The organism is Leucobacter japonicus (assembly GCF_001273855.1).
Taxonomy (GTDB): domain Bacteria; phylum Actinomycetota; class Actinomycetes; order Actinomycetales; family Microbacteriaceae; genus Leucobacter; species Leucobacter japonicus.
Map to the genome: position 1 here is coordinate 360,044 of NZ_JHBX01000142.1, position 20,738 is coordinate 380,781.

24 protein-coding genes and 1 tRNA gene are annotated in these 20,738 nt (G+C 66.8%); 14 read left to right on the top strand and 11 right to left on the bottom strand.

What is annotated here, in order from left to right:
* Nucleotides 1–32 precede the first annotated feature (32 nt).
* Nucleotides 33–686 (bottom strand): oligoribonuclease, encoded by a 654-nt coding sequence (gene orn, locus AMS67_RS15805; protein ID WP_075201449.1) that lies wholly within the window; start codon nucleotides 684–686, stop codon nucleotides 33–35.
* 141 nt (nucleotides 687–827) lie between these two features.
* On the opposite strand from orn, the gene def reads away from it, so the two are divergent.
* A complete protein-coding gene (def, locus tag AMS67_RS15810; RefSeq protein ID WP_053388197.1) occupies nucleotides 828–1,391 on the top strand; it encodes a peptide deformylase in 564 nt (187 codons plus the stop codon).
* 7 nt (nucleotides 1,392–1,398) lie between these two features.
* On the opposite strand, the gene AMS67_RS15815 is transcribed toward def, so the two are convergent.
* Complete coding sequence (locus AMS67_RS15815) at nucleotides 1,399–2,619, bottom strand: MFS transporter (RefSeq protein WP_053388198.1); 1,221 nt, start codon at nucleotides 2,617–2,619, stop codon at nucleotides 1,399–1,401.
* A gap of 69 nt (nucleotides 2,620–2,688) precedes the next feature.
* Between AMS67_RS15815 and AMS67_RS15820 the strand changes: the two genes are divergently transcribed.
* Nucleotides 2,689–3,306: a PadR family transcriptional regulator gene (locus AMS67_RS15820; RefSeq protein ID WP_053388199.1), complete on the top strand. Its 618-nt coding sequence runs from the start codon at nucleotides 2,689–2,691 to the stop codon at nucleotides 3,304–3,306.
* A complete protein-coding gene (locus AMS67_RS15825; RefSeq protein WP_053388200.1) occupies nucleotides 3,303–4,799 on the top strand; it encodes a DHA2 family efflux MFS transporter permease subunit in 1,497 nt (498 codons plus the stop codon). The genes AMS67_RS15820 and AMS67_RS15825 overlap by 4 nt, the downstream gene beginning before the upstream one ends.
* Nucleotides 4,800–4,865: 66 nt before the next feature.
* On the opposite strand, the gene AMS67_RS15830 is transcribed toward AMS67_RS15825, so the two are convergent.
* The 9 genes from AMS67_RS15830 to AMS67_RS18125 form a co-directional block, all read right to left on the bottom strand.
* A tRNA-Arg gene (locus AMS67_RS15830) sits at nucleotides 4,866–4,938 on the bottom strand.
* An 86-nt stretch (nucleotides 4,939–5,024) separates the two neighbouring features.
* Nucleotides 5,025–5,963, bottom strand: a complete 939-nt coding sequence (locus AMS67_RS15835; protein WP_075201480.1) for a GGDEF domain-containing protein — start codon at nucleotides 5,961–5,963, stop codon at nucleotides 5,025–5,027.
* Nucleotides 5,964–6,006: 43 nt separating this feature from the next.
* Nucleotides 6,007–6,585: an HhH-GPD-type base excision DNA repair protein gene (locus AMS67_RS15840; protein ID WP_053388202.1), complete on the bottom strand. Its 579-nt coding sequence runs from the start codon at nucleotides 6,583–6,585 to the stop codon at nucleotides 6,007–6,009.
* An 85-nt stretch (nucleotides 6,586–6,670) separates the two neighbouring features.
* On the bottom strand, nucleotides 6,671–7,249 hold the full coding sequence (locus AMS67_RS15845) for a TetR/AcrR family transcriptional regulator (RefSeq protein WP_053388203.1): 579 nt from the start codon (nucleotides 7,247–7,249) through the stop codon (nucleotides 6,671–6,673).
* A gap of 9 nt (nucleotides 7,250–7,258) precedes the next feature.
* Entirely contained in the window at nucleotides 7,259–7,990 is a 732-nt protein-coding gene (locus AMS67_RS15850) for a DUF998 domain-containing protein (RefSeq protein ID WP_162230867.1), read from the bottom strand.
* A gap of 101 nt (nucleotides 7,991–8,091) precedes the next feature.
* Nucleotides 8,092–8,592, bottom strand: a complete 501-nt coding sequence (locus AMS67_RS15855) for a globin (protein WP_082305564.1) — start codon at nucleotides 8,590–8,592, stop codon at nucleotides 8,092–8,094.
* A complete protein-coding gene (locus tag AMS67_RS15860) occupies nucleotides 8,589–9,500 on the bottom strand; it encodes a mechanosensitive ion channel family protein (RefSeq protein ID WP_053388205.1) in 912 nt (303 codons plus the stop codon). Before AMS67_RS15860 ends, AMS67_RS15855 begins: the two co-directional genes overlap by 4 nt.
* Nucleotides 9,501–12,086, bottom strand: a complete 2,586-nt coding sequence (gene pepN, locus AMS67_RS15865; RefSeq protein ID WP_053388206.1) for an aminopeptidase N — start codon at nucleotides 12,084–12,086, stop codon at nucleotides 9,501–9,503. It abuts the gene before it with no gap.
* Nucleotides 12,087–12,165: 79 nt separating this feature from the next.
* Entirely contained in the window at nucleotides 12,166–12,297 is a 132-nt protein-coding gene (locus AMS67_RS18125) for a hypothetical protein (RefSeq protein WP_277619569.1), read from the bottom strand.
* A 179-nt stretch (nucleotides 12,298–12,476) separates the two neighbouring features.
* On the opposite strand from AMS67_RS18125, the gene AMS67_RS15870 reads away from it, so the two are divergent.
* The 11 genes from AMS67_RS15870 to AMS67_RS15920 all read left to right on the top strand — a co-directional run bounded on the left by AMS67_RS15870 (nucleotide 12,477) and on the right by AMS67_RS15920 (nucleotide 20,718).
* Entirely contained in the window at nucleotides 12,477–13,445 is a 969-nt protein-coding gene (locus AMS67_RS15870) for an aldo/keto reductase (protein WP_053388207.1), read from the top strand.
* 5 nt (nucleotides 13,446–13,450) lie between these two features.
* Nucleotides 13,451–14,074 (top strand): DsbA family protein, encoded by a 624-nt coding sequence (locus tag AMS67_RS15875; RefSeq protein WP_053388208.1) that lies wholly within the window; start codon nucleotides 13,451–13,453, stop codon nucleotides 14,072–14,074.
* Between the two features lie 57 nt (nucleotides 14,075–14,131).
* Nucleotides 14,132–14,623 (top strand): ribose-5-phosphate isomerase, encoded by a 492-nt coding sequence (locus AMS67_RS15880; RefSeq protein ID WP_053388351.1) that lies wholly within the window; start codon nucleotides 14,132–14,134, stop codon nucleotides 14,621–14,623.
* Nucleotides 14,623–15,627 (top strand): Fpg/Nei family DNA glycosylase, encoded by a 1,005-nt coding sequence (locus AMS67_RS15885; protein WP_053388209.1) that lies wholly within the window; start codon nucleotides 14,623–14,625, stop codon nucleotides 15,625–15,627. Before AMS67_RS15880 ends, AMS67_RS15885 begins: the two co-directional genes overlap by 1 nt.
* Nucleotides 15,628–15,824: 197 nt before the next feature.
* Entirely contained in the window at nucleotides 15,825–16,424 is a 600-nt protein-coding gene (locus AMS67_RS15890) for a dihydrofolate reductase family protein (protein ID WP_053388210.1), read from the top strand.
* 121 nt (nucleotides 16,425–16,545) lie between these two features.
* Nucleotides 16,546–16,890 (top strand): 50S ribosomal protein L19, encoded by a 345-nt coding sequence (gene rplS / locus AMS67_RS15895; protein WP_053353259.1) that lies wholly within the window; start codon nucleotides 16,546–16,548, stop codon nucleotides 16,888–16,890.
* A gap of 152 nt (nucleotides 16,891–17,042) precedes the next feature.
* Entirely contained in the window at nucleotides 17,043–17,762 is a 720-nt protein-coding gene (gene lepB, locus AMS67_RS15900) for a signal peptidase I (RefSeq protein ID WP_053388211.1), read from the top strand.
* 3 nt (nucleotides 17,763–17,765) lie between these two features.
* The gene (gene rnhB, locus AMS67_RS15905; RefSeq protein ID WP_053388212.1) at nucleotides 17,766–18,470 is read left to right on the top strand and encodes a ribonuclease HII; all 705 of its coding nucleotides are present in this window, start codon (nucleotides 17,766–17,768) and stop codon (nucleotides 18,468–18,470) included.
* Between the two features lie 9 nt (nucleotides 18,471–18,479).
* On the top strand, nucleotides 18,480–19,319 hold the full coding sequence (gene murI / locus AMS67_RS15910; RefSeq protein ID WP_053388213.1) for a glutamate racemase: 840 nt from the start codon (nucleotides 18,480–18,482) through the stop codon (nucleotides 19,317–19,319).
* A gap of 57 nt (nucleotides 19,320–19,376) precedes the next feature.
* Nucleotides 19,377–20,117, top strand: coding sequence for a ribonuclease PH (gene rph, locus AMS67_RS15915; protein ID WP_053353255.1), 741 nt, complete (start codon nucleotides 19,377–19,379; stop codon nucleotides 20,115–20,117).
* A gap of 1 nt (nucleotide 20,118) precedes the next feature.
* Entirely contained in the window at nucleotides 20,119–20,718 is a 600-nt protein-coding gene (locus AMS67_RS15920) for a non-canonical purine NTP pyrophosphatase (RefSeq protein WP_053388214.1), read from the top strand.
* Nucleotides 20,719–20,738: the final 20 nt, after the last annotated feature.

The window sequence follows — 20,738 nt, forward strand, 5'->3', positions numbered from 1 at the left end:
GGTTTAACTGTAGTGGGCGCGGGGGAGTGGGACTACTGCTGTTCGGGCTCAGCCTGCTCGGTGTCGATGAGGCTGGCGTAGCGTTCCATCGCGGCGCGTGAGAGATCGGTCGCGGCCGCTTTGTCGGGCCCGGGCTGCGCGACCATCACGGCGTCGCGGAAGTAGGCGAGCTCTTGGATGGACTCGGCAATATCGGCGAGCGCTCGGTGGCCGCCGCGCTTCTCCGGGGCTGCGAAGTATCCGGCCGGGTACCAGCGACGGCTGAGCTCCTTGATGGTCGATACGTCGACGCTGCGGTAGTGCAGTCGCTCTTCGAGCGTCGGCAGGTACTTCGCAATGAACCGGCGATCCATGCCGATCGTGTTGCCGGCGACGAGCGGGCGACGGCCGGCCGTGACGAACCGCTTCAGATAGTCGATGACCTGCTGTTCGGCGTCGGCGAGGGTCGCGCCGCTGGCGATCTTCGGCAGCAGCCCCGACTTCTCGTGCATCGAGCGCACGAAGTCGTTCATGTGCGCGAGTGCGGCTTCGCCCGGGTTGATGACGATTTCGAAGCCGGCGTCGAGTGGTTTCAGGTCGAAATCAGTGACGATGACCGCGATTTCGCAGAGCCCATCGGCGTCAACGTCGAGGCCTGTCATCTCGCAGTCGATCCAGACGATCTGGTCCGCTGGCGTGTTCGGCACGATTGCTCCTCGCTGCTGCGTATCGAGCGTCGGTGATCGCTCGCAATCGCTCCAGTCTAGTCGCGTGCATTCGGCTGCTGGATCGCCGGGCGGGCTCGAGGGCGGCGCGGCTGGCACGGGCGACGCCGTAAACTGGCGGGCATGGCTGTTCTTCCCATCGTGATCTCTGGCGAGCCCGTGTTGCATCGTCCTGCCGCCCCAGTCACCGCGTTCGACGACACCCTGCGCACGCTCGTCGATGACATGTTCGAGACGACTGTTGCGGCTCCGGGGGTCGGCCTGGCAGCGCCTCAGGTGGGCGTCGACCAACAGGTGTTCGTCTGGATCTATGAGGATCAGGACGAGGCACCGGAGCGAGGCGTCGCGATCAACCCCGAACTCTGGATCACCCCCGCGGAGCCGGGACTGCCTGACGATAACGAGATCGAGGGGTGCCTGTCGTTCCCCGGCGAGCGGTTCGCCCTGCGCCGGTCACCGCGAGCGCTGTTGCGTGCGCAAGACATCGATGGCGAGCACTACGAGGTCAGCGCATCGGGGTGGTTCGCACGCATTCTGCAGCACGAGTTCGATCATTTGCAGGGGCTGCTGTACGTCGACCGACTCGTGCACCCGGAGAATCGCGGTGCCCAAAAGGCTCAGCGAAAGAACGGGTGGGGCAAGCCAGGGCTCAGCTGGCTTCCGGGGGTCGACGACCTCGAGGGATGACCCGAGGTCAGGCCCGGCCGGGCGTCCCCGTGTCATCGAGCAACGGTCGTGAGGCCGGCGTCAGTGACCACGCGAGCGCCGCGACGGCGATGAGTGCTGCGGTGACGCCGAACGCCCAGCCGAAACCGGCGATGTCAACGATGGCGCCAGCGATCAGCGGGCCGAGTACGCCGCCCAGATCGCTCATCATCGAGTAGCCGGCAACCACGGCGCCGCCTCGTCGGCCCGCGAGTACATCGGCGAGCACCGCTTGCTGTCCGGGATTCACCAGTGCCGACCCGGCGCCGGCGACGAACATGATGATGATGGCAGCCCACAGCACGGGCGCGGCGGGAAATGCGGCGTAGGCGGCGGTCAGGATGACGCTTCCGCTGACCAGCAGCGGTTTGCGGCCGACCGTATCGTTCCATTTCCCGGAGGGGAAGATCAAGAGCGCGTTTCCGGCAGCGTAGGCGGCGAGCACCCAAGCGGCCATGGTTGCGTCTCCGTGGAAGGTGACGGCGACGAGGATCGGGATGACCGAGACGCGCACGCCGAACGACGACCATCCGAAGGTAAACACCGACCAGAGCAGCGTTCGGTACTGCGGAATGCGAAGCGCCGCACCCAGCGTGAGCTCCGCGCGTTCGTCGTGGGAGCCGCGCGGGGTGCGGCCGGCAGCCGCAGAGCGGCGGAGTGCGATCGCGACGACCGTCGCCGCCGCGATCAGGGTGAAGAAGTAGCAGATAAACGGAGCACGGAGACCGAAAACGGCGACCGCACCACCGAGCACCGGCCCCAGGAGCCCGCCGAGCAGGAACCCCGCGGCATTCACACTCGCCACGCGCCCGCGAGCGTGAGGTGGGCTGACCTTGATGAGTAGTGCGGTCGCCGCGACGGTGAACATGGCGGAGCCGACGCCGCCGATGCCGCGGAGCACGAGAAACTGCGGGTAGCTGACGGCGAGGGCGGCGGCACCTGTCGACCCGGCGACGACCAGGATGCCGATGATGTAGGTGCTGCGCTCGCCGAGCTTGCCGACGACCCAGCCTGCGAGCGGCGCAGATACGAGTCGCATCAGCGCAAAAGCGCTCACGATGGCGGATGCGGCGAAGCTCGAGACGTCGAATTCGAGAGCGAACTGAGGGATCGCGGGCGCCACCACGCCGTAGCCGAGCGCCACGGTAAAACCACCGGCGACCAAGGCCCACACCTCGAAGGGGAGTTTCTGGCGGTGGGAAGCGGGCACCTCAAGATCTTACTGGTCGAGGGTCGCTGTTCAGAGTGGTATATTCCATGTGGACCATTCGGGAGGAAGATGACGAATCCGAAGCTGACGCCGCTCGGCGTGATGCTCCTCGCGCTGCTGCGCGAGGGCGACATGCATCCGTACGAGATGATGCGATTGCTGCGCGCCCGCGAGCGCGATCGGCTGTTGAAAGTGACGAATGGCACGCTTTACCACACGGTGGCGCGACTGCTCGAGCACGGGCTTCTCGCAGAGATTGGCGTGGACCGCGACGGCAACCGGCCCGAGCGCACGACCTACTCGCTGACCGAACGCGGTGACGCAGCACTGGTGGCCTGGGTGCGCGAGCAGCTGCCGCGGGTGGATCGCGCGACCGACTTCAGAGTGGCTCTCGCCGAGGCGCACAACCTCTCGCGCGAAGACACCCTGATGCTGCTCACCCAGCGACGATCCTCACTCGCCGAGAGCCTCACCCACGCCGAGCAGGCGCTCGACGCGGCGACGGCAGCGCACGCACCGATGCAATACGTGATCGAGATCGAGCGAACCGCGGCGATGAGATACGCCGACCTGCAGTGGTTGCAGACGCTGCTGCAGCGTCTGGCTGATCCAGCATTTCCCTGGGGCCCTGGCGCCTCACCACACACTGAGCACTACTTGCAACTCCGAAAGGCAGCACGGCAATGACCGACACCTCCAGCGCAGCGTCCCCCGCGGCGGCGACCGGCACGTCGCACACCGCACCGCGTAGCCCCTGGCCCGCGCTCTGGGCGATGATCATCGGCTTCTTCATGATCCTCGTCGACACGACGATCGTCTCGGTCGCGAACCCCGCGATCAAAGCGGCACTCGACCCCAACACCAACAACCTCGACAACGTCGTATGGGTGACCAGCGCATACCTGCTGGCGTACGCCGTGCCCCTCTTGATTACCGGCCGCCTGGGCGACCGCTTCGGGCCGAAAAACGTCTACCTCGTCGGCCTCGTGATCTTCACCCTCGCCTCACTCGGGTGCGGGCTCTCGGGCTCGCTTGAGTGGCTCATCGTCTTCCGTGCGGTGCAGGGGATCGGTGCGTCGCTCATGACGCCGCAGACCATGGCCGTGATTACCCGCACCTTCCCGCCCGCTCAGCGCGGCGCGGCCATGGGGCTGTGGGGTGCCACCTCTGGAGTCGCACTGCTCGTTGGTCCGCTCGCCGGTGGCCTGCTCGTCGACGGCCTCGGCTGGGAGTGGATCTTCTTCGTCAACCTGCCCGTCGGCATCATCGGCTTCGTGCTCGCCGCGATCCTCGTGCCGCAGCTCGATACCCACGAGCACAAGTTCGATCTGTTTGGCGTCTTCCTCTCGGCGGTCTCGCTGTTCCTCATCGTGTTCGGCCTCCAGGAGGGCGAGAAGTACGACTGGGCCGCATGGATCTGGGGCACCATCGCTGCGGGCGTGGTGATCATGGGCCTCTTCATCTGGCAGCAAGCGAAGACCCGCAGCGAGCCCCTGGTGCCGCTGCGACTCTTCAGCGATCGCAACTTCTCGATCGCGAACATCGGCATCTCCGTCGTGGGTTTCGTCGTCACCAGCATGACGCTGCCGATGATGTTCTTCATCCAGCTCGCGCGCGGCCTCACCCCCACGCAGTCGGCACTGCTCATGGTGCCGACGGCGGTTGCTGCGGGAGTGCTCTCGCCGCTCGTCGGTCGGCTGCTCGATCGCGTCGACGCCCGCTTCCTGCTCGTCCCTGGTCTGCTGCTCGTCTCGGGCGCGCTGTTCTGGTACTCGGCGCTCATGAACGCCGACACCCCGATCTGGGTCTACCTGCTGCCGTCGTTCCTCATCGGTGTCGGCAACGCGGGCATGTGGGGCCCGCTCGCCACCACGGCGACGCGCAACCTCGACCCGCGCCAGGCCGGGGCCGGAGCCGGCATCTACAACACGACCCGCACCATCGGATCGGCGATCGGCTCGGCGGCGATCGCGGCGTTCATCCAGGCGCGTCTCGAAGCGAACCTGCCCGGAGCCGCTGACGCGGCGGGCGGCATCGGTGGCGGGCAGCTGCCCGCACAGATCGTGCCCGGATTCTCTGACGCGATGTCGCAGACGCTGCTGCTCCCCGCGATCGTGATGCTCGTCGGCGTCGTCGCGGTGCTCTTCCTCGAGCGCCCGAAGCACCTCGCGCGCGGCTAGCTCGAGCTTGCAGAAAACGCGCTCGCACCCCTCAGGTCGACGGGGTGCGAGCGCGTTGTTCATGTGTGCCCCCGGCAGGATTCGAACCTGCGACCAACGGATTAGAAGGCCGTTGCTCTATCCACTGAGCTACGGGGGCAGCCCTACGAGCGTACACCGATCAGGGGTGCCATCGACGCACCGTGCACTGTCGTGACTGACGCTCGTGGCCTCGCGCGATTGAGGTCAGATACCGACCGCGTGCTTCTGCGCGTACATCTCCGCGTCCGCGGTCGAGATCGCTTCCAAGACCGTCGCGACGCCCGGCACCGCCGGGGCGCACCCGAGCGATGCGGAGACTCCCGCAGCGTTCAGTGCGTCGTCGAAACGTTGGAAGTGTGCGGGCAGCTGATGCGTCGTGACGCCGTTCGCCAGAATCGCGAATTCGTCGCCACCGATGCGGGCGACGCGGTGCGCGGGCGACGCCGCAGCCTGCAACGCTTCGGCCGCTCGAGCGATCAGTCGGTCGCCGGCGGCATGGCCGTCGCGGTCGTTTACGGCTTTGAGTCCGTTGAGGTCGATGATCGCAATCGAGACAGGATCGCCGAAGGCATCGACGCGCTCCTGAGCGTCGGCGACGACCCGATCCCAACCCCGACGATTCAGCACCCCGGTGAGCGCATCGGAGTGGGCGAGTGCGTCGGCGATGGCGATGCTGCGACGCTCGCGGTCGATGTTGCGCGAGAGCTCGAGCTGCGTGGAGAGCAGCTCGCTGAGAAGCCGCACCAGCTCTTCATCGACCGTCTCTTCGATGCGCAGCGGTTCAGGCCGTACCCCGCAGAGCACGCCGAACAGGTCGCCGTTGTCGTCACGGATCGTGTATCCGGCGTAAGCGCCCACATCGGCAGCTGCGGTGAGGTCGGCGTAGTCGGGATCGGCACGGGAATCGCGAACCACGTGTGCGGCGCCGTTCGACATGCGACTGCAGAACGATTCGCTCCAGTCGACACGGTCGCCGACCGACAGCACTTGGTCATGCTGCACGTGCACGTGGATCTGCTCGCCGTTCGCGACGCGTGACACCGACCAGTCGGTGAGCGGAGTGTGCTCGCGCAGGTAGGCGACGACGCGTTCGGCCGATTGCGTAAATGTTGTTGCGCCATTGAGCGCGTGTGCATCGGGCATCAGCACGTCGGCTCCGTCGTTCGACGCCGCACTGATTCGCGCGTCATGCAGTGCGCCCCTGCTTCGCGGCGGCTTTCGCCGCGCGCTTCGTCTCACGCACTTCGAGCAGCGTTTCTGGAGAAGTGATGTCGGCGACGCTGCGTCGTGAACCCTCCTCGCCATAGGCGCCGGCTGCTTCACGCCACCCCGCGCCCGAGAATCCGAGCTGCTTGCCGATCAGGGCGAGGAAGATCTTGGCCTTCTGCTCGCCGAAACCGGGAAGGGCCTTGAGGCGCTTCAGCACGGTCTTGCCGTCAGGGTCGCCTGCGGTCCAGATTGCCGCCGCGTCGCCGCCCCAATCGTCGACCAGCGTCTGGCAGAGCGTCTGCACGCGCGTCGCCATCGAGCCGGGGAACCGGTGCACCGCGGGCGTCTGCTTGAACGCTTCGAGGAACGCGTCGGGGTCGGTCTCGGCGATGGCACGGGCATCGACGTCGCCCACGCGCTGCTGAATCTTGAGCGGGCCGACGAACGCGACCTCCATGGCGATCTGCTGATCGAGCAGCATACCGATGAGGAGCGCGAGTGGATTGTTCGTCAGCAGCTCATCGGCTGCAGGATCGTCGGTGAGATGCAGGCTCATAATTGCAGTCTAGTAATGCACGCTCCTGATTGCGGAGAACCACTGCGCAAACGTCAGATATGCGTCTTGGGGCGTGTGAAATCGGTCATCGCGCGGTCGCCGGGCCGGGCGCGGTCAGCGTCGCGCGGGCGATCGGCAGGATCTCGCGATACGCCGTCGCGCGATCGACCTCATCCTGCGACGCGAGAGCCAACACGCCGATGACCCCGACCGTTCCGACCACGCGGAAGAGGGCTGACGGGTCGTTGCGCTCCGCTGGGAACTCGAGGCCGAACATGGCCAGCAGGTGTGCTGCGATGGCACCTGCCTCTGCACCGAGCTCACCCGGCTCGCGCACCGTGATTGACGCGACCGTCAGTGCGAGAAAGCCGGGCCACTCGAGTCCGGTGTCGACGAGTGCGCGCAGCGCAGCTTCGTCTGGGTCGTCGGGGGAGTCGCTCGCCGAGCTCCGGGCCGTCGCGGCCAACTCGATGCACTGTGCGACGGTGCGTTCAACGAGCGCGTCTTTCGAACCGAAGCGGTTGAAGATTGAAGCCTTTGAAAGCCCTGCCGCCGTCGCGACGAGCTGCGTCGACGTCGCGGCGACGCCGTGCCGAGCGACGAGGCCAGCGGTGAGATCGAGGATGCGTCGGTCGACGGTAGCGCTACTCGGGCGTACGGACATGCTGGCAGCCTACGGTGTCGCGACGGTGGGGTGCGTCGATGAGTGGGTGCGGGTCTGGTCGCGATTGCGGTCGGCGATGAGTCGCGCCAGCACATTCCAGCCGAACACGACGGTCCAGATGAGGATCGGGTAGGCGGCGAACCGCTCGAACAGGCCGAAGAGCCTGAACGGTGCGACCAGAAGGGTGCCGCAGCTGAGCAAGCCGATCGCGCCGAGCGCGATGCCGGCCCAGCCCGAAGCCTGCCATCCGGGGAGGTGTCGCTGGGAGACGCCGAGCAGCAGTATCGCGATCAGCCCGAACGCGATCGCGGTCATCGCGGACGGGATGTGCCAGGCGCTCGCGTCTTCGGGGTTGAGTCCGACCGAGCAGAGCGCGATTCCGGCGATCGTGAGGAGTGCCGCGCCGAAACGGGCGAGCGGACGGTGCGCGAAGCGGGGCCAGAGTGCGAGGGCGCCGATTGCGATCGCGATCCCCGCGAGCGACCAGGACGTGTTTGCCGCCGCGTGCCAGGGCGAACAGACGGCCCGCCCCTCGAACGTGCCGCAGTGCACCGCACCCAGGTCGCTGATGGCGTTCGTCACAACGCTGTAGGGCGTGGTCCACGCGGCTTGGGTAATGAGGTTCATGAGGAAGTACTGCAGTACGGATACCCAGGCGATTCCGCCCAGCATGCTTCGCCACCGGGGGAGTCGCGTGGGAAGGGCGACTGCGGGGCGCTCGGGCATCGGGCTGCGGGGCATGCGAACCTCCATGATCACGGGCAGCGGAATTGCTGACCGATTCGATCATATTTTGACCGAATCGGTCAGTCAAGCATTGCGCGTGACGTGAGCTGCGCCGACTATTCGAAGCGGTTCACCATCGCGGTCGCGGCGCGTTCCACGTAGTCGCGGAATGCGGTGTCATGCATCGGCGGCAGTGCGGCCTCGTCGAGCGCCGCGTGCATGTGACGCAGCCAGCGCTCGCGCGCATCCGGAGTGACCGCGAAGGGCTGATGCCGCATGCGCAGTCGCGGGTGTCCGCGCTGCTCGGAATAGGTCGTCGGCCCGCCCCAGTACTGTTCGAGAAAGGCACGCAGGCGCCAGGTAGCACCTTCCCAGTCGTCATCTGGATACATCGGGGCGAGTACCTCGTCGGTGCGCACCCCGCGGTAGAACGCCTCGGCGATGATCTCGAACGTGGGAGTGCCGCCGACCTGAGCCCACACGGTGTCGGTCACCGCGTCTCCATGTTCGCCCGAACGGAGCGTGAGTTTCGCGGGTGCGGTGGGTGCGGCGGCCTGCTGCGGATTCGCTGCTGAGTGAGCGTTGGAACCGCCGGGGGTCAACGGAATGCTGGTCATGCGGCGCCTCCGGGCGGCTTCGGCAGCTCGTCTGCCAGGGTGATGTCGTTCTCGCGGAACTTGCGGCGTAGTTCGGCTCGGATGCCGCGCTGCACCTCCCACTGCGCTTCGGGCCGCGTTCGCACGGTGAGCCGCAGCGTCGCGCGGTCGCCATAGATGCTTTCGAGGCCGAGCAGTTCGGGCGAACCGGTGACCTTGCGGGCGTAGCGCTCGGAACGCAGCAGCTCTTTCGCCGCATCGAGGGTGACCTCGGTGACGCGCGCAAGATCCTGTCTGGCGTCAACGGTCACGTCGATGACGGCCTGGCCCCACCCTTGCGAGGCGTTGCCCAGGGTGAGGATTTCGCCATTGCGAATGAACCAGAGCGTGCCATCGATCGCGCGCACCTGTGTCACGCGGATGCCGACGTCTTCGACCGTGCCGCTCACCGTGCCGATCGTCACGACGTCGCCGACGCCGAGCTGATCCTCGAACACCATGAAGACGCCGTTCAAGATGTCTTTCACGATGTTCTGGGCCCCGAAGGCGAGGCCAGCCGCGACGATACCCGCAGAGGTGAGCAGTGCGCCCAGATCGACGTTGAGCTGACTGAGGATCAGGATCAGGGCGATCACGACGATCGCCCAGGTGATCACTGCGCGGCCGACGGTGCCGAGGGTGCGCGTGCGCTGTACGGCACGTGCGCTCACGTAGGGCGCCGCGCGCATCTCAGACGTCGTGTCGACGTCTTGCGCCTTCTTGACCCCGCGCACCACATGCGTGACCGTGCGCATCAGGAGCTTGCGCAGCAGCCAGTTCAGGAGCACCGCAACGATCACGATGAGCGCGATCGTAAGCGGCACCTGATACGTGGTCAGGAAGTCGTGGAACGCATTCCCGACTGCCTCCTCGACACCGTCGCCCTCCATTTAGGCCTCCTGGTCGGCCGCCTGCACGCGCAGCGCGCGCTCGACTCCCGAAAGGTGCTCGGACACCATGCGGCGCAGGGCCGCCGGGGCATCGCCGTTCGCTTCGAGCCACGCACGAGTCGCCTGGGCGAGCGCCTCGTTCGCGAGCTCCGCCGGGTAGAAGCCCTCGACGAGTTCTTCAGCGATCGCGTAGCTGCGCGACTCCCAGATCGGCAGCAGCGCGGCAAAGAAGCGCTCGACGTACGGTTCGAGTACGGCGAGGTCGTGCGCATGGGTGAACCCGGCAGCGGTCGCGCGTACGATCGCGTTCGGCTTGTCGGCATCGTCGAACACCGAACTCCAGGCGCGTGCCTTGTCATCCGCAGTCGGAAGCGCGGCGCGCGCGTGCGCGGCCGACTGATTGCCGTTCGCCGTGCGATCTTCCGCAAGACGCGCATCGATCTGCGCGTCGGTGGCGCGGCCGCCCGCGGCGAGCGAGTAGAGCAGCTCCCACCCGAGGTCGGTGTCGATCGCCAGGCCGTCGAGCGAGCGTTCGCCGTCGAGCAGCGCCTGCACGGTGTCGAGCTGCTCGGCACTTGTGGCAGCCTGCGCGAACGACTTCACGAACTGGAACTGTCGGTCGGAACCCGCCTCGGCGTTCGCCGCGAGCTCCCACAGCGCATCCGCGACCTTCGCCCCGGTCGCCTCGCGTCGATCTCGCGCCACATAGCTCGCCGCCGAGAGCAGCAGCTGGCCGAGCAGGGTGCGCAGCGTGGTCGATGCCGTCTCGCGGCCGATGTGCGCAAGCACGATGTCGATGAAGCGGCTCGCCGGGAACTCACCGTCTCGCGTCGCATCCCAGAGCGTGCCCCAGAGCAGCGCGCGTGCGAGCGAATCTTCGGCGCTGCCGAGGTGCGCCGCCGCCGTTTCGAGCGAGCGCTCGTCGAGGCGGATCTTCGCGTAGGTCAGATCGTCGTCGTTCAGCAGCAGCAGCGCGGGCTGCGCCACGCCGACCAGTTCGGCGACGTCAGTGCGCTCGCCATCCACGTCGAGTTCGATGCGCTGCGTACGGCGCAGCACGCCGCCCTCGACCTCGTAGAGTCCGACGGCGATGCGATGCGGGCGGATCGTGGGGTACTCGGCGATCGCCGACTGCGCGATGGCGAAGCTCGCGTAGCGGCCGTCGGCATCGAGCTCGAACTCCGGGCGCAGCGTGTTGACGCCCGCGGTCTCGAGCCACAGCTTCGACCAGCCGGTGAGGTCGCGGCCGCTGCGGGCCTCGAGCTCCGTGAGCAGGTCGGGCAGCTCGGTGTTCGAGTGGTGGTGCTTCACGAAGTAGTCGTGCACGCCCTGCATGAAGGGCTCGCGACCCACCCATGCGACGAGCTGCTTGAGTACCGACGCGCCCTTCGCATACGTGATGCCGTCAAAGTTGACGAGCACGTCTTCGAGGTCGCGGATCGGGGCGACGATCGGGTGCGTGGAGGGCAGCTGATCCTGCCGGTACGCCCACGACTTCTCCGAAGCGACGAACGTCGTCCAGCACTCGGTCCATTCGGTGGCTTCGGCGACACCCAGCGTCGACATGTACTCGGCGAACGACTCGTTGAGCCACAGGTCGTTCCACCACCGCATCGTCACCAGGTCGCCGAACCACATGTGCGCGAGTTCGTGCAGGATCGTGACCACGCGACGCTCGCGCATCGCGTCGGTCACCTGGCTGCGGAAGACGTACGCCTCGGTGAAGGTCACCGCGCCGACGTTCTCCATCGCACCCATGTTGTACTCGGGCACGAACAACTGGTCGTACTTGTCGAACGGGTAGGCGTAGTCGAACTGCTCTTCGAAGAACTCGAAACCTTCGCGGGTCTTGTCGAAGATGTAGTCGGCATCGAGGTGCGGTGCGAGCGACTCGCGGCAGAAGACACCGAGCGGAATGGTGCGACCGTCTCGGCTCGTGAGTTCGGAACGCACGACGTGGTAGGGGCCGGCGATGAGCGCCGTGATGTAGCTCGACATCACGGGCGTCGGCTCGAATGACCAGGTCGCGATGGCCTGCTCGGCCCAGTCCTCGCCCTGCGCAGCGGCCTTGACTCCGGCACCGGCGGGCTCGGGAGTCGGCTGGTTGCTGACCACGTGCCAGCGTGCGGGCGCGGTGATGGTGAATGCGAACGTTGCCTTCAGATCGGGCTGCTCGAAGACCGGGAACATGCGCCGCGAGTCGGGCACCTCGAACTGCGAGTAGAGGTAGACCTCGCCATCGGCGGGATCGACGAAGCGATGCAGCCCCTCACCCGTATTGGTGTAGCGCTGCGTCGAGGCGATCCGGAGCACGTTCTCGGCGGCGAGACCGGGCAACTGGATGCGCGAATCGGCGAAGACCTCTGCCGGGTCGAGCGCGACACCGTTCAACTCGACGCTCTCCACTGAGTCGGCGATGAGGTCGATGAACGTGGACGCCCCGGCGGTGCCGCTGAAGTGAATCGTGGTGACGGCGGCGAAATTCTGCGCGCCGGTCGTGAGATCGAGGGCGACCTCGTAGCGATTCGTCGAGACGACTGCGGCGCGCTCCTGCGCCTCCGCACGGGTGAGGTTCGTTCCTGGCACTGAAGCTCCTGACGATCGGGAATATGTGATGCGCCCAGCCTAGGCCCGGCGCCTATCATCCCGCTCGGAACGGCGCGGCTCAGGCGATGGTGAACACGATGTCGCCGCGCTCGCGCACAGCCCAATCGATGAGCCGGCGCATCGCCACCACTGCCTTTCCGCGGGTGCGGCGAGTGGTCTGCATGGGCGTGGCATCTGCTGAGGCGTGCATGGATCTTCCTTCGTTCGGTCGTCACCGGGCTCGTGCAACGCCCGGTGGTCACTCGTAATACGGAGGCACGTGCGAATCGTGACGCGCGTTTGAAGGAATTTATGCGGCCGCCGGAGAAGTCGGCGCCGACACCCGGGTGCGCCCGCGCAGCAGTGCGCCGCTCCTCTACAGTGGAAGCCATGCAACGCCAGCTCGGTGCCTCTGACCTGTTCGTCTCGACCGTCGGCCTCGGCTGCAACAACTTCGGGCGTCCCGGCGCCGCAACTGAGACGCAATCCGGCACTGACGCGGTGATCGGCTCCGCGATCGACGCCGGCATCACCCTCTTCGATACCGCAGATCTCTACGGGTACGCCTTCGGGCGCAGCGAGGAGATGATGGGGCGTGCGCTTGGATCCCGGCGTGATGAGATCACGCTCGCCACGAAGTTCGGGCACCCCGACGCCGACGCCCCCTATGCCGGTGCTCGCGGATCGCGGGAGTTCATTCGTGCGTCGATTGAAGGATCGCTGCGCCGTCTGCGGACCGACCGCATCGACCTCTATCAACTGCATGTGCCCGACCCGTCGACGCCCATTTCGGTCACCATCGCGGCACTCGACGAGCTGGTGCGGGAGGGCAAGATTCGTGCGTTCGGGCACTCGAACTTCAGCGCTGACGAGATGCGTCTCGCCGCTGAAGCCGCGAGTGAACTCGGCACGGGCGCGTTCGTTTCGGCGCAAAACGAGCTGAGTCTCGTGCAGCGCGACGCCGACCGAGACGTCGTGCCGGCGGCCCGCGATCTCGGCCTCGGGTTTCTCCCGTTCTTCCCGCTCGCCAATGGTTTGCTGACCGGCAAATTCGCTCGCACCCGATTTCCTGCCGACAGCCGCATCATGCGACAACGCCCCCACGTCGCCGAACAGGCCGATTGGGACGCGCTCGATGCCTATCGGGCGCACTGCGCCGAATGGGGCGTCACGATGCTGGAAGCAACGCTCGGCTGGCTGCTCGATCATGCGCCCGTCACGAGCGTCATCGCCGGGGCCACGACGCCCGAGCAGGTGCGACAGAACGCCCGGGCAGGCGAGCGGTGGCGCCCCGATCACGCCCAGCGCGAACGCATCGAACAACTCTTTCCGGTACCCGTCGGCCCGCGAGTAGGCTGAGCCGCATGAGCACCGAAACCGCATCGCCGTCAGCGCAGCCATCCGTCGAATTCTGGTTCGACCCGATTTGCCCGTGGTGCTGGATGACGAGTCGATGGGTCTCGAACGTCGCCGAGCAGCGCGGCTTCGACGTCGTCTGGCATCCGGTGAGCCTGAAGGTGATCAACGAGGGCAATGAGCCCGGGCCGTACGATGAGGCCATGCGTCACGGCCATCGTTTGGGCCGCGTCGCCGTCGCCGTCGGTCGCGAGCACGGCGCCGAGACGGTCGGCAAGCTCTACACGGAGTTCGGTACAGCGATTCACCCCGGCGGCCGCGACGACTTCGACGCCCTCCTGACCGATGCACTTGCGGCACTCGGCCTGGATGCGGCGTTCGCCGCAGCCGCCGACGATGAGCAGTACGACGACGAGGTACGCGGCAACACAGCGCACGCACTCGAGATCGCCGGGCCCGACGTCGGGGTCCCCGTGATCTCGGTCAATGGCGTGGCCTTCTTCGGTCCCGTCGTCACCCCGGCACCGCAGGGCGAGCAGGCGCTCACGCTCTGGGACGGCATCGTTGCGGCCGCCAGCGTGCCGGGATTCTACGAGCTGAAGCGCGGTCGCACTCAGGGGCCGCAGTTCTGACTCGTGTCACTGGTGCGCGGGGCCGCTGAGCTCCCGCGCACCGGTAGCATTGACCCCATGCGTATTCACGTCGCCACGGACCACGCCGGGCTCGAGTTCAGCCAGCAGTTGCAGCACCACTTGAGCGGGCTGGGGCACGAAGTCATCGATCACGGGCCTGCCGAGTATGACGCGCTCGACGACTACCCGTCGTTCTGCATCAACGCCGCCGTGGGCGTCGCTCGCGACGAGCGAGCAGGTGTCGAAGCGCTGGGTGTCGTCTTCGGCGGGTCGGGCAACGGTGAGCAGATGGCGGCGAACAAGGTCGAGGGCATTCGCGCCGCGCTCGTGTGGAACGAATCGACGGCGACGCTCGCCCGCGAGCACAACAACGCCAACGTGATCTCGATCGGCGCGCGCCAGCACGAGGTCGCCGAAGCGATTCGATTCATCGAGCTGTTCATCTCGGCTCCGTTCCCCGGAGACGAGCGCCACGTGCGACGCATCGGGCAGCTCGGCGAGTACGAGCGCACGGGTGAGATCGTCGGCAAGCAGGTCGACAGCCTCTAATGCCCGAGGGCCACTCCGTACACCGCATCGCTCGGCAGTTCGCCGTCAACTTCGTTGGCACCGCGCCTGAGGTGACGAGCCCCCAAGGGCGCTTCGCTCAGGGCGCCGCGTTGTTGAGCGGCCGTGAGATGACCGATGCGCGCGCCGTCGGCAAGCAGATGTTCCTCGAATTTGCGGGCGGGCACTGGCTGCGCGTGCATCTTGGCATCTACGGCGCCTGGGACTTCGCCGGAGACGTGCGGGTCGACGCGTCGATTCAAATTCACGGCCAGACCCCGGGGCACTCCAAGCTGGGTCAGACCGGCGAGTACTCGCGACCCTATCAGGCCCGGCCTCTCGACCGTGATGCCGAGGACTCAGTGACCTCGATCGGGGCACCGCGCCGCAGTCGGGTGCGCATGGCCGAGTCGGATCGCGCATCCGATGCCTCCGCAGAGTTTCCGCCCGAGCCGGTCGGTCAGGTGCGTGTGCGTCTGCTGAACGATCGGGTGTGCGCCGACCTGCGCGGCCCCACGGCGTGCGAGGTGCTCACTCCTGCCGAGGTCGACGCGGTCGTATTGAAGCTCGGACCCGACCCGGCGAATGCGAACACCCCTGAAGAGCGGGAGCGTTTCGTCGCGCGAGCACTGCGCAAGAAGACGCCCATCGGTCTGGTGCTCATGGATCAGTCGGTGATCGCGGGAATCGGCAACGTGTACCGGGCCGAGATGCTGTTCCGTGCGGAATTGAACCCGCACACGCCTGCGAACGCGATCGACCGGACGGTGCTCGAATCGCTGTGGGATGACTGGGCGCACCTGCTGCAGATCGGCATCACGGTGGGGCAGATGATCACCATCGATGGGCTGACCGGCGAGGCGTATCAGCGAGCGCTCGAGGAGCGCGACGAGCGGCACTCGGTGTACAAGCTGGAGGGCACGCCCTGCAAGCGATGCGGCACGAACATCGTGCTCGAGGAATTCGGGGCCCGCAAACTCTATTGGTGCCCGGGCTGCCAGTCCTGACGCAGTCAGGTGAACGGCCATTTCTGGCCGTTCATGCAGCCCCGGATGCCGTCTCGGCATCTGTGCAGCGCGCTGCGTGATGCGCGCGCGTGGCTGCCAGTCCTGACGCGGTCAGGTGAATGGCCATCAATGTCGGTGGCCTGAGTCACACTGGAAGTGCCCGGAACACCCCCGCATTCCCGTGAAACGAGCCGCACATGACCCGCACGATCTTCTACACCGCGACGACACTCGACGGCTTTCTGGCCGATCCCGATGACTCGCTCGATTGGCTCCTGCGCCAAGACCTTGAGGAGGGCGGCCCGGGTGACTACTCGACGTTCCTTGGTGGCGTCGGCGCGATTGTCATGGGCTCGACGACCTATGAGTGGGTGCTCGCGCACGAGAACGGCGAGTGGGGGTACGACCTGCCCGCATTCGTGTTCACGACTCGCGAGCTTCCGCTGCCGACCCGCTCGAGTCACGGCGGCGCGTCCGACGTGCGATTTCGGCGGGGCAGCATCGCCGATGCACTCGAAGAGATGCACGCGGCTGCGGGCGAGCGTGACCTCTGGGTGGTCGGCGGCGGCGACCTGGCTGGGCAGTTCGCCGACGTCGGTGCACTGCATGAGGTGCTCACCTCCATCGCCCCGGTGACCCTGGGCGCGGGCCGGCCGCTGCTGCCTCGGCGGCTCGACCTTGAACTGCTCAAGGTATCGCGAAACGCGGGGTTCGTCGTCGCGCGGTACCGGGTGGTGGGCCGACTGCGTGAGGATGTGCAGGCAGACGGTGCGTCGAGCCCCCGAAGTGTGGCATAATTGATCCTTGTGCCACGGTGCGGCACTGCCGCGAGGGTCCGCACGAACCGTGAGCCGAACACCTCAGTACTTTTTCGATATCCGCGTTCCGACTTGCGGCGGGCGCAGAGAGTAGACAACCATGCAGAAGCTCGACCACGTCGATGCCGCGTCGCTCAAGAGCGACATCCCCGAGTTCCGTGCCGGTGACACCGTCAAGGTGCACGTGAACATCATCGAGGGCAACCGCTCGCGTGTCCAGGTGTTCCAGGGCATCGTGATCTCCCGCCACGGCGAGGGCGTTCGCGAGACCTTCACCGTTCGCAAGATCAGCTTCCAGGTCGGCGTGGAGCGTAAGTTCCCCGTGCACTCGCCCGCGATCGACAAGATCGAGGTCGTGACCCGCGGTGACGTGCGTCGTGCCAAGCTCTACTACCTGCGCGGCCTCACCGGCAAGAAGGCGAAGATCAAGGAGAAGCGCTTCTAATCGAACGCTTCACTCACGGCATGTCCACGGCATGCCGATACGCTCTCAGGCTCCCCCCGGCAATAGGGTGGGAGCCTGAAGTGTCTCACCGGTAGGGGAGACGAGAGCATCCGCACCACCGCAGCACCACACCCATCGACAGGGGCACCCACATGAGTGAAGCCGAGGCATCGACCTCAACGCGTCGAACCAGGCGGGGAGGCGTCGTCGGTTTTCTCCGCGACCTGCTCGTCATTCTGGTCGTGGCATTCCTCGTGTCGTTCCTGCTGAAGACCTTCCTCGTGCGCAGCTTCTTCATTCCGTCGGAGTCGATGGAGAACACGCTGCAGATCGACGATCGTATTCTCGTCAACCAGCTCGTTCCCGACCTCGTTCCCGTGCAGCGCGGCGACATCGTGGTCTTCAAGGATCCGGGCGGGTGGCTCTACCCGCGCAGCACGGAGCCTCCGCAGGGCTTCGAACGCGTGCTGCAGTCGGTCGGCCTCGCTGCCGACACCAGCAACGAGTACGTGGTGAAGCGCGTCATCGGTATCGGCGGCGACCACGTCGAATGCTGCGACGCACAGGGGCGCGTGATGGTCAACGGTGTGCCGATCGATGAGCCCTACATCGTGAAGCCCGAGGGCGAAGACCGAGCATCGGCGATCGACTTCGACGTCACCGTGCCCGAGGGGTCGCTCTGGGTCATGGGCGACAATCGCTATCAGAGCAAGGACTCGCGTTACAACCAAGACCAGCCGGGCAAGGGCTTCGTCCCTGATGATGAGGTTGTCGGCCGTGCATTCGTGCTCAACTGGCCGCTCAACCACTTCGCCTGGCTCGGTACTCCCGAAGGCACGTTTACCGGCGTCGAAGCGGCGAAAGCGAAATAACCGGTGGCGGGCGACGCTGCCGCGACTCGGTCGAAAGATCCCACCCTCGACGTCGAGCGCGCATACTTTGCCGAGGGCGCCGAGATCGTCATCGGTATCGATGAGGTCGGTCGAGGCGCGATCGCCGGCCCGGTCGCCGTGGGCGTACATGCGGTCACGGCGGGCACCAATGGCTTTCCTGAGGGGCTGCGCGACTCCAAACTGCTCAGCGAGAAGCGGCGCGACGCTCTGGCACCGCTTGTACGCGAGTGGGGCAGCGGGGCGGTCGGGTTCGCCAGTGCCGAAGAGATCGATGCCCAGGGCATCACCGCAATGCTGGGGCATGCCGCGCGGCGTGCGCTGCTCGAGCTGCGCTCGACGGGTGTGCCGGTCGAACGAGCGGTGATCCTACTCGACGGATCGCACGACTGGCTGTCGGGCGTGCTGCGCGCCCCGCTCGATGTGCGCACCCGAGTGGGCGCCGATCGCGATTGCGCGAGTGTCGCTGCAGCTTCGGTGCGGGCAAAAGTGTCGCGCGACGCCCTGATGCGCGACGCCGATGAGGCGCACCCGGAGTACGCCTGGGCATCGAACAAGGGGTACGGGGCGAAAGCGCACTACGCGGGTATCGCGAGCGCGGGTCTGACGGAGTTGCATCGGCACACCTGGATCAAACTCGCGGCGCTCGGAGATTCGGCCTCGGCACCGGCCTCGACGCCCCTCGGGTAGTCTGGTCGAGTGAGTTCGCAAGCTTCTGACGCGTTCGCGCCCATCGGGGTGTTCGACTCCGGAGTCGGCGGGTTGACGGTCGCCCGTGCGATCCGAGACCAGCTGCCCGGCGAGTCCATGATCTACGTCGGCGACACCGCGCGCACCCCCTACGGGCCCCGGCCGATCGCCGAGGTGCGACGCTTCGCGCTCGAAATTCTTGACGGGCTGGTCGATCAGGGCGTCAAAATGCTCGTGATCGCCTGCAACACGGCGTCTGCAGCCGTGCTGCGTGACGCCCGTGAACGATACGACGTTCCCGTGGTCGAGGTCATCGGCCCGACCGTGCGCAGTGCGGCGTCGATCACCCGCAATCAACGCGTCGGTCTCATTGGCACGCAGGGCACGATTCAGTCGCGCGCCTACGACGACCTTTTCGCCATGCGGCCCGAGATCGCCCTCACCTCTGCCGCGTGCCCGCAGTTCGTCGAGCTCGTCGAGTCGGGTGAGACGAGCGGTGCGCGCGTGCACGAGGTGGCGGAGCAGTACCTCGCGCCGCTCGTCGCCGAGGGCATCGACACGCTCGTGCTCGGCTGCACGCACTACCCGTTCCTGCGCGGCGCGATTCGCCAGGTCGTCGGCGCCGATGTGGCCCTCGTGTCGAGCGACATCGAGACCGCGAACGAGGTGTTCCAGGTACTCACCGATCGCGGGCTGCTGCGCCCGACCGGGTCGGGTGAGCCCGAGCTGCGCTACGAGGCGACCGGGCCCGATACTGCTGCATTCGTCGAGCTCGCGAGGCGCATGCTCGGGATCGGCATCGATGCCGTCGACCGACTCGAAACCGGCGCCATTCGCCTGCCGAGCTAGGCAGCCGCGCCAGACCGTACTCACGTATCCGATCCGCCTGAACCCCGGGAGCCCCAGATGACCGAGACCCTCCGCGCCGATGGGCGCACCCCGCAGCAGACCCGTCCCGTGACCATCGAGCGGGGGTGGAGCGCGCAGGCCGAGGGCAGTGCGCTGATCTCGTTCGGCAATACGAAGGTGCTCTGCACGGCGTCGTTCACCCCCGGGGTGCCGCGCTGGCTCGCGGGTAAGGGGACCGGCTGGGTGACCGCCGAGTACTCGATGCTGCCCCGTTCGACGAACGAGCGCATGCAGCGAGAGTCGATCAAGGGCAAAGTTGGCGGGCGCACGCACGAGATCTCGCGCCTCATCGGGCGCAGCCTGCGGGCCGTCATCGACACGAAGGCGCTCGGCGAGAACACGATCGTCATCGACTGCGACGTGCTGCAGGCCGATGGCGGCACCCGCACGGCGTCGATCACGGGAGCGTATGTCGCTCTCGTTGACGCGCTTGAGTGGGCGCGCGAACGCGGTTTCATCGCGAAGAAGGCGAAGCCGCTCACCGATAGCGTCGCGGCAATCTCGGTCGGTATCGTCGACGGGGTACCGCTGTCAGACCTCGCCTACGTCGAGGATTCGCGTGCGGAGACCGACATGAACGTGGTGGTGACCGGCTCCGGCGACTTCGTCGAGGTGCAGGGCACCGCCGAGGGCGCACCCTTCAAGCGAGACGAGCTCGATGCGCTGCTCGATCTTGCGCTGGTCAGCACGACCGAACTCTCCGAGCTGCAGCGCGCGGCACTGGCGGAAGGACGCTGAGATGACGACCGTCGTGCTCGCCTCGCACAACGCGCACAAGCTCGAGGAGCTGCGGCGCATTCTCGGCCCGCTGATCCCGGGTGTCGAGCTCATCGGTTACGACGGACCCGAACCGGTCGAGAACGGCCTCAGCTTCGAGGAGAACGCGTTCATCAAGGCGCGCGCTGCCGCCGAGCACACCGGGCTCCCGGCCATTGCTGACGATTCGGGCATCGCGGTCGACGTGCTGGGCGGCTGCCCGGGCATCTTCTCGGCGCGCTGGGGCGGCCCGGCTCGCGACGATCGTGCGAACGTCGATCTGCTGCTCTGGCAGCTGACGGACGTCGCCGATGAGCATCGCGCCGGCGGATTCGTGTGCGCGGCAGCACTTGCCTTGCCCGGCGCATCGCGCGACGGCGATGTGTGCGAGCTCGGCGTCTGGAAGGGGACGTTGCTGCGCGAACCCGCGGGGGAGCACGGGTTCGGATACGACCCGATCTTCCAGCCGGAGGGCGAGACGCGATCCGCTGCAGAACTGACGAGCACGGAGAAAGACGCGCACTCGCACCGCACCCGTGCCTTCACGGCGTTGGCCCCGGCCATCCAGGCGCTCACCGGGTAGCGGAGGCCCGCGTCCGCGAC

What these genes read in the sequence shown, in the direction of transcription:
- def (WP_053388197.1), top strand. Translation starts at nt 828, where the DNA reads ATGGCTGTTCTTCCCATCGTGATCTCTGGCGAGCCCGTGTTGCATCGT.
- AMS67_RS15820 (WP_053388199.1), top strand. Translation starts at nt 2,689, where the DNA reads ATGACGAATCCGAAGCTGACGCCGCTCGGCGTGATGCTCCTCGCGCTG.
- AMS67_RS15825 (WP_053388200.1), top strand. Translation starts at nt 3,303, where the DNA reads ATGACCGACACCTCCAGCGCAGCGTCCCCCGCGGCGGCGACCGGCACG.
- AMS67_RS15835 (WP_075201480.1), bottom strand. Translation starts at nt 5,963, where the DNA reads ATGCCCGATGCACACGCGCTCAATGGCGCAACAACATTTACGCAATCG.
- AMS67_RS15840 (WP_053388202.1), bottom strand. Translation starts at nt 6,585, where the DNA reads ATGAGCCTGCATCTCACCGACGATCCTGCAGCCGATGAGCTGCTGACG.
- AMS67_RS15845 (WP_053388203.1), bottom strand. Translation starts at nt 7,249, where the DNA reads ATGTCCGTACGCCCGAGTAGCGCTACCGTCGACCGACGCATCCTCGAT.
- AMS67_RS15850 (WP_162230867.1), bottom strand. Translation starts at nt 7,990, where the DNA reads ATGCCCCGCAGCCCGATGCCCGAGCGCCCCGCAGTCGCCCTTCCCACG.
- AMS67_RS15855 (WP_082305564.1), bottom strand. Translation starts at nt 8,592, where the DNA reads ATGACCAGCATTCCGTTGACCCCCGGCGGTTCCAACGCTCACTCAGCA.
- AMS67_RS15860 (WP_053388205.1), bottom strand. Translation starts at nt 9,500, where the DNA reads ATGGAGGGCGACGGTGTCGAGGAGGCAGTCGGGAATGCGTTCCACGAC.
- AMS67_RS18125 (WP_277619569.1), bottom strand. Translation starts at nt 12,297, where the DNA reads ATGCACGCCTCAGCAGATGCCACGCCCATGCAGACCACTCGCCGCACC.
- AMS67_RS15870 (WP_053388207.1), top strand. Translation starts at nt 12,477, where the DNA reads ATGCAACGCCAGCTCGGTGCCTCTGACCTGTTCGTCTCGACCGTCGGC.
- AMS67_RS15875 (WP_053388208.1), top strand. Translation starts at nt 13,451, where the DNA reads ATGAGCACCGAAACCGCATCGCCGTCAGCGCAGCCATCCGTCGAATTC.
- AMS67_RS15880 (WP_053388351.1), top strand. Translation starts at nt 14,132, where the DNA reads ATGCGTATTCACGTCGCCACGGACCACGCCGGGCTCGAGTTCAGCCAG.
- AMS67_RS15885 (WP_053388209.1), top strand. Translation starts at nt 14,623, where the DNA reads ATGCCCGAGGGCCACTCCGTACACCGCATCGCTCGGCAGTTCGCCGTC.
- AMS67_RS15890 (WP_053388210.1), top strand. Translation starts at nt 15,825, where the DNA reads ATGACCCGCACGATCTTCTACACCGCGACGACACTCGACGGCTTTCTG.
- rplS (WP_053353259.1), top strand. Translation starts at nt 16,546, where the DNA reads ATGCAGAAGCTCGACCACGTCGATGCCGCGTCGCTCAAGAGCGACATC.
- lepB (WP_053388211.1), top strand. Translation starts at nt 17,043, where the DNA reads ATGAGTGAAGCCGAGGCATCGACCTCAACGCGTCGAACCAGGCGGGGA.
- rph (WP_053353255.1), top strand. Translation starts at nt 19,377, where the DNA reads ATGACCGAGACCCTCCGCGCCGATGGGCGCACCCCGCAGCAGACCCGT.
- AMS67_RS15920 (WP_053388214.1), top strand. Translation starts at nt 20,119, where the DNA reads ATGACGACCGTCGTGCTCGCCTCGCACAACGCGCACAAGCTCGAGGAG.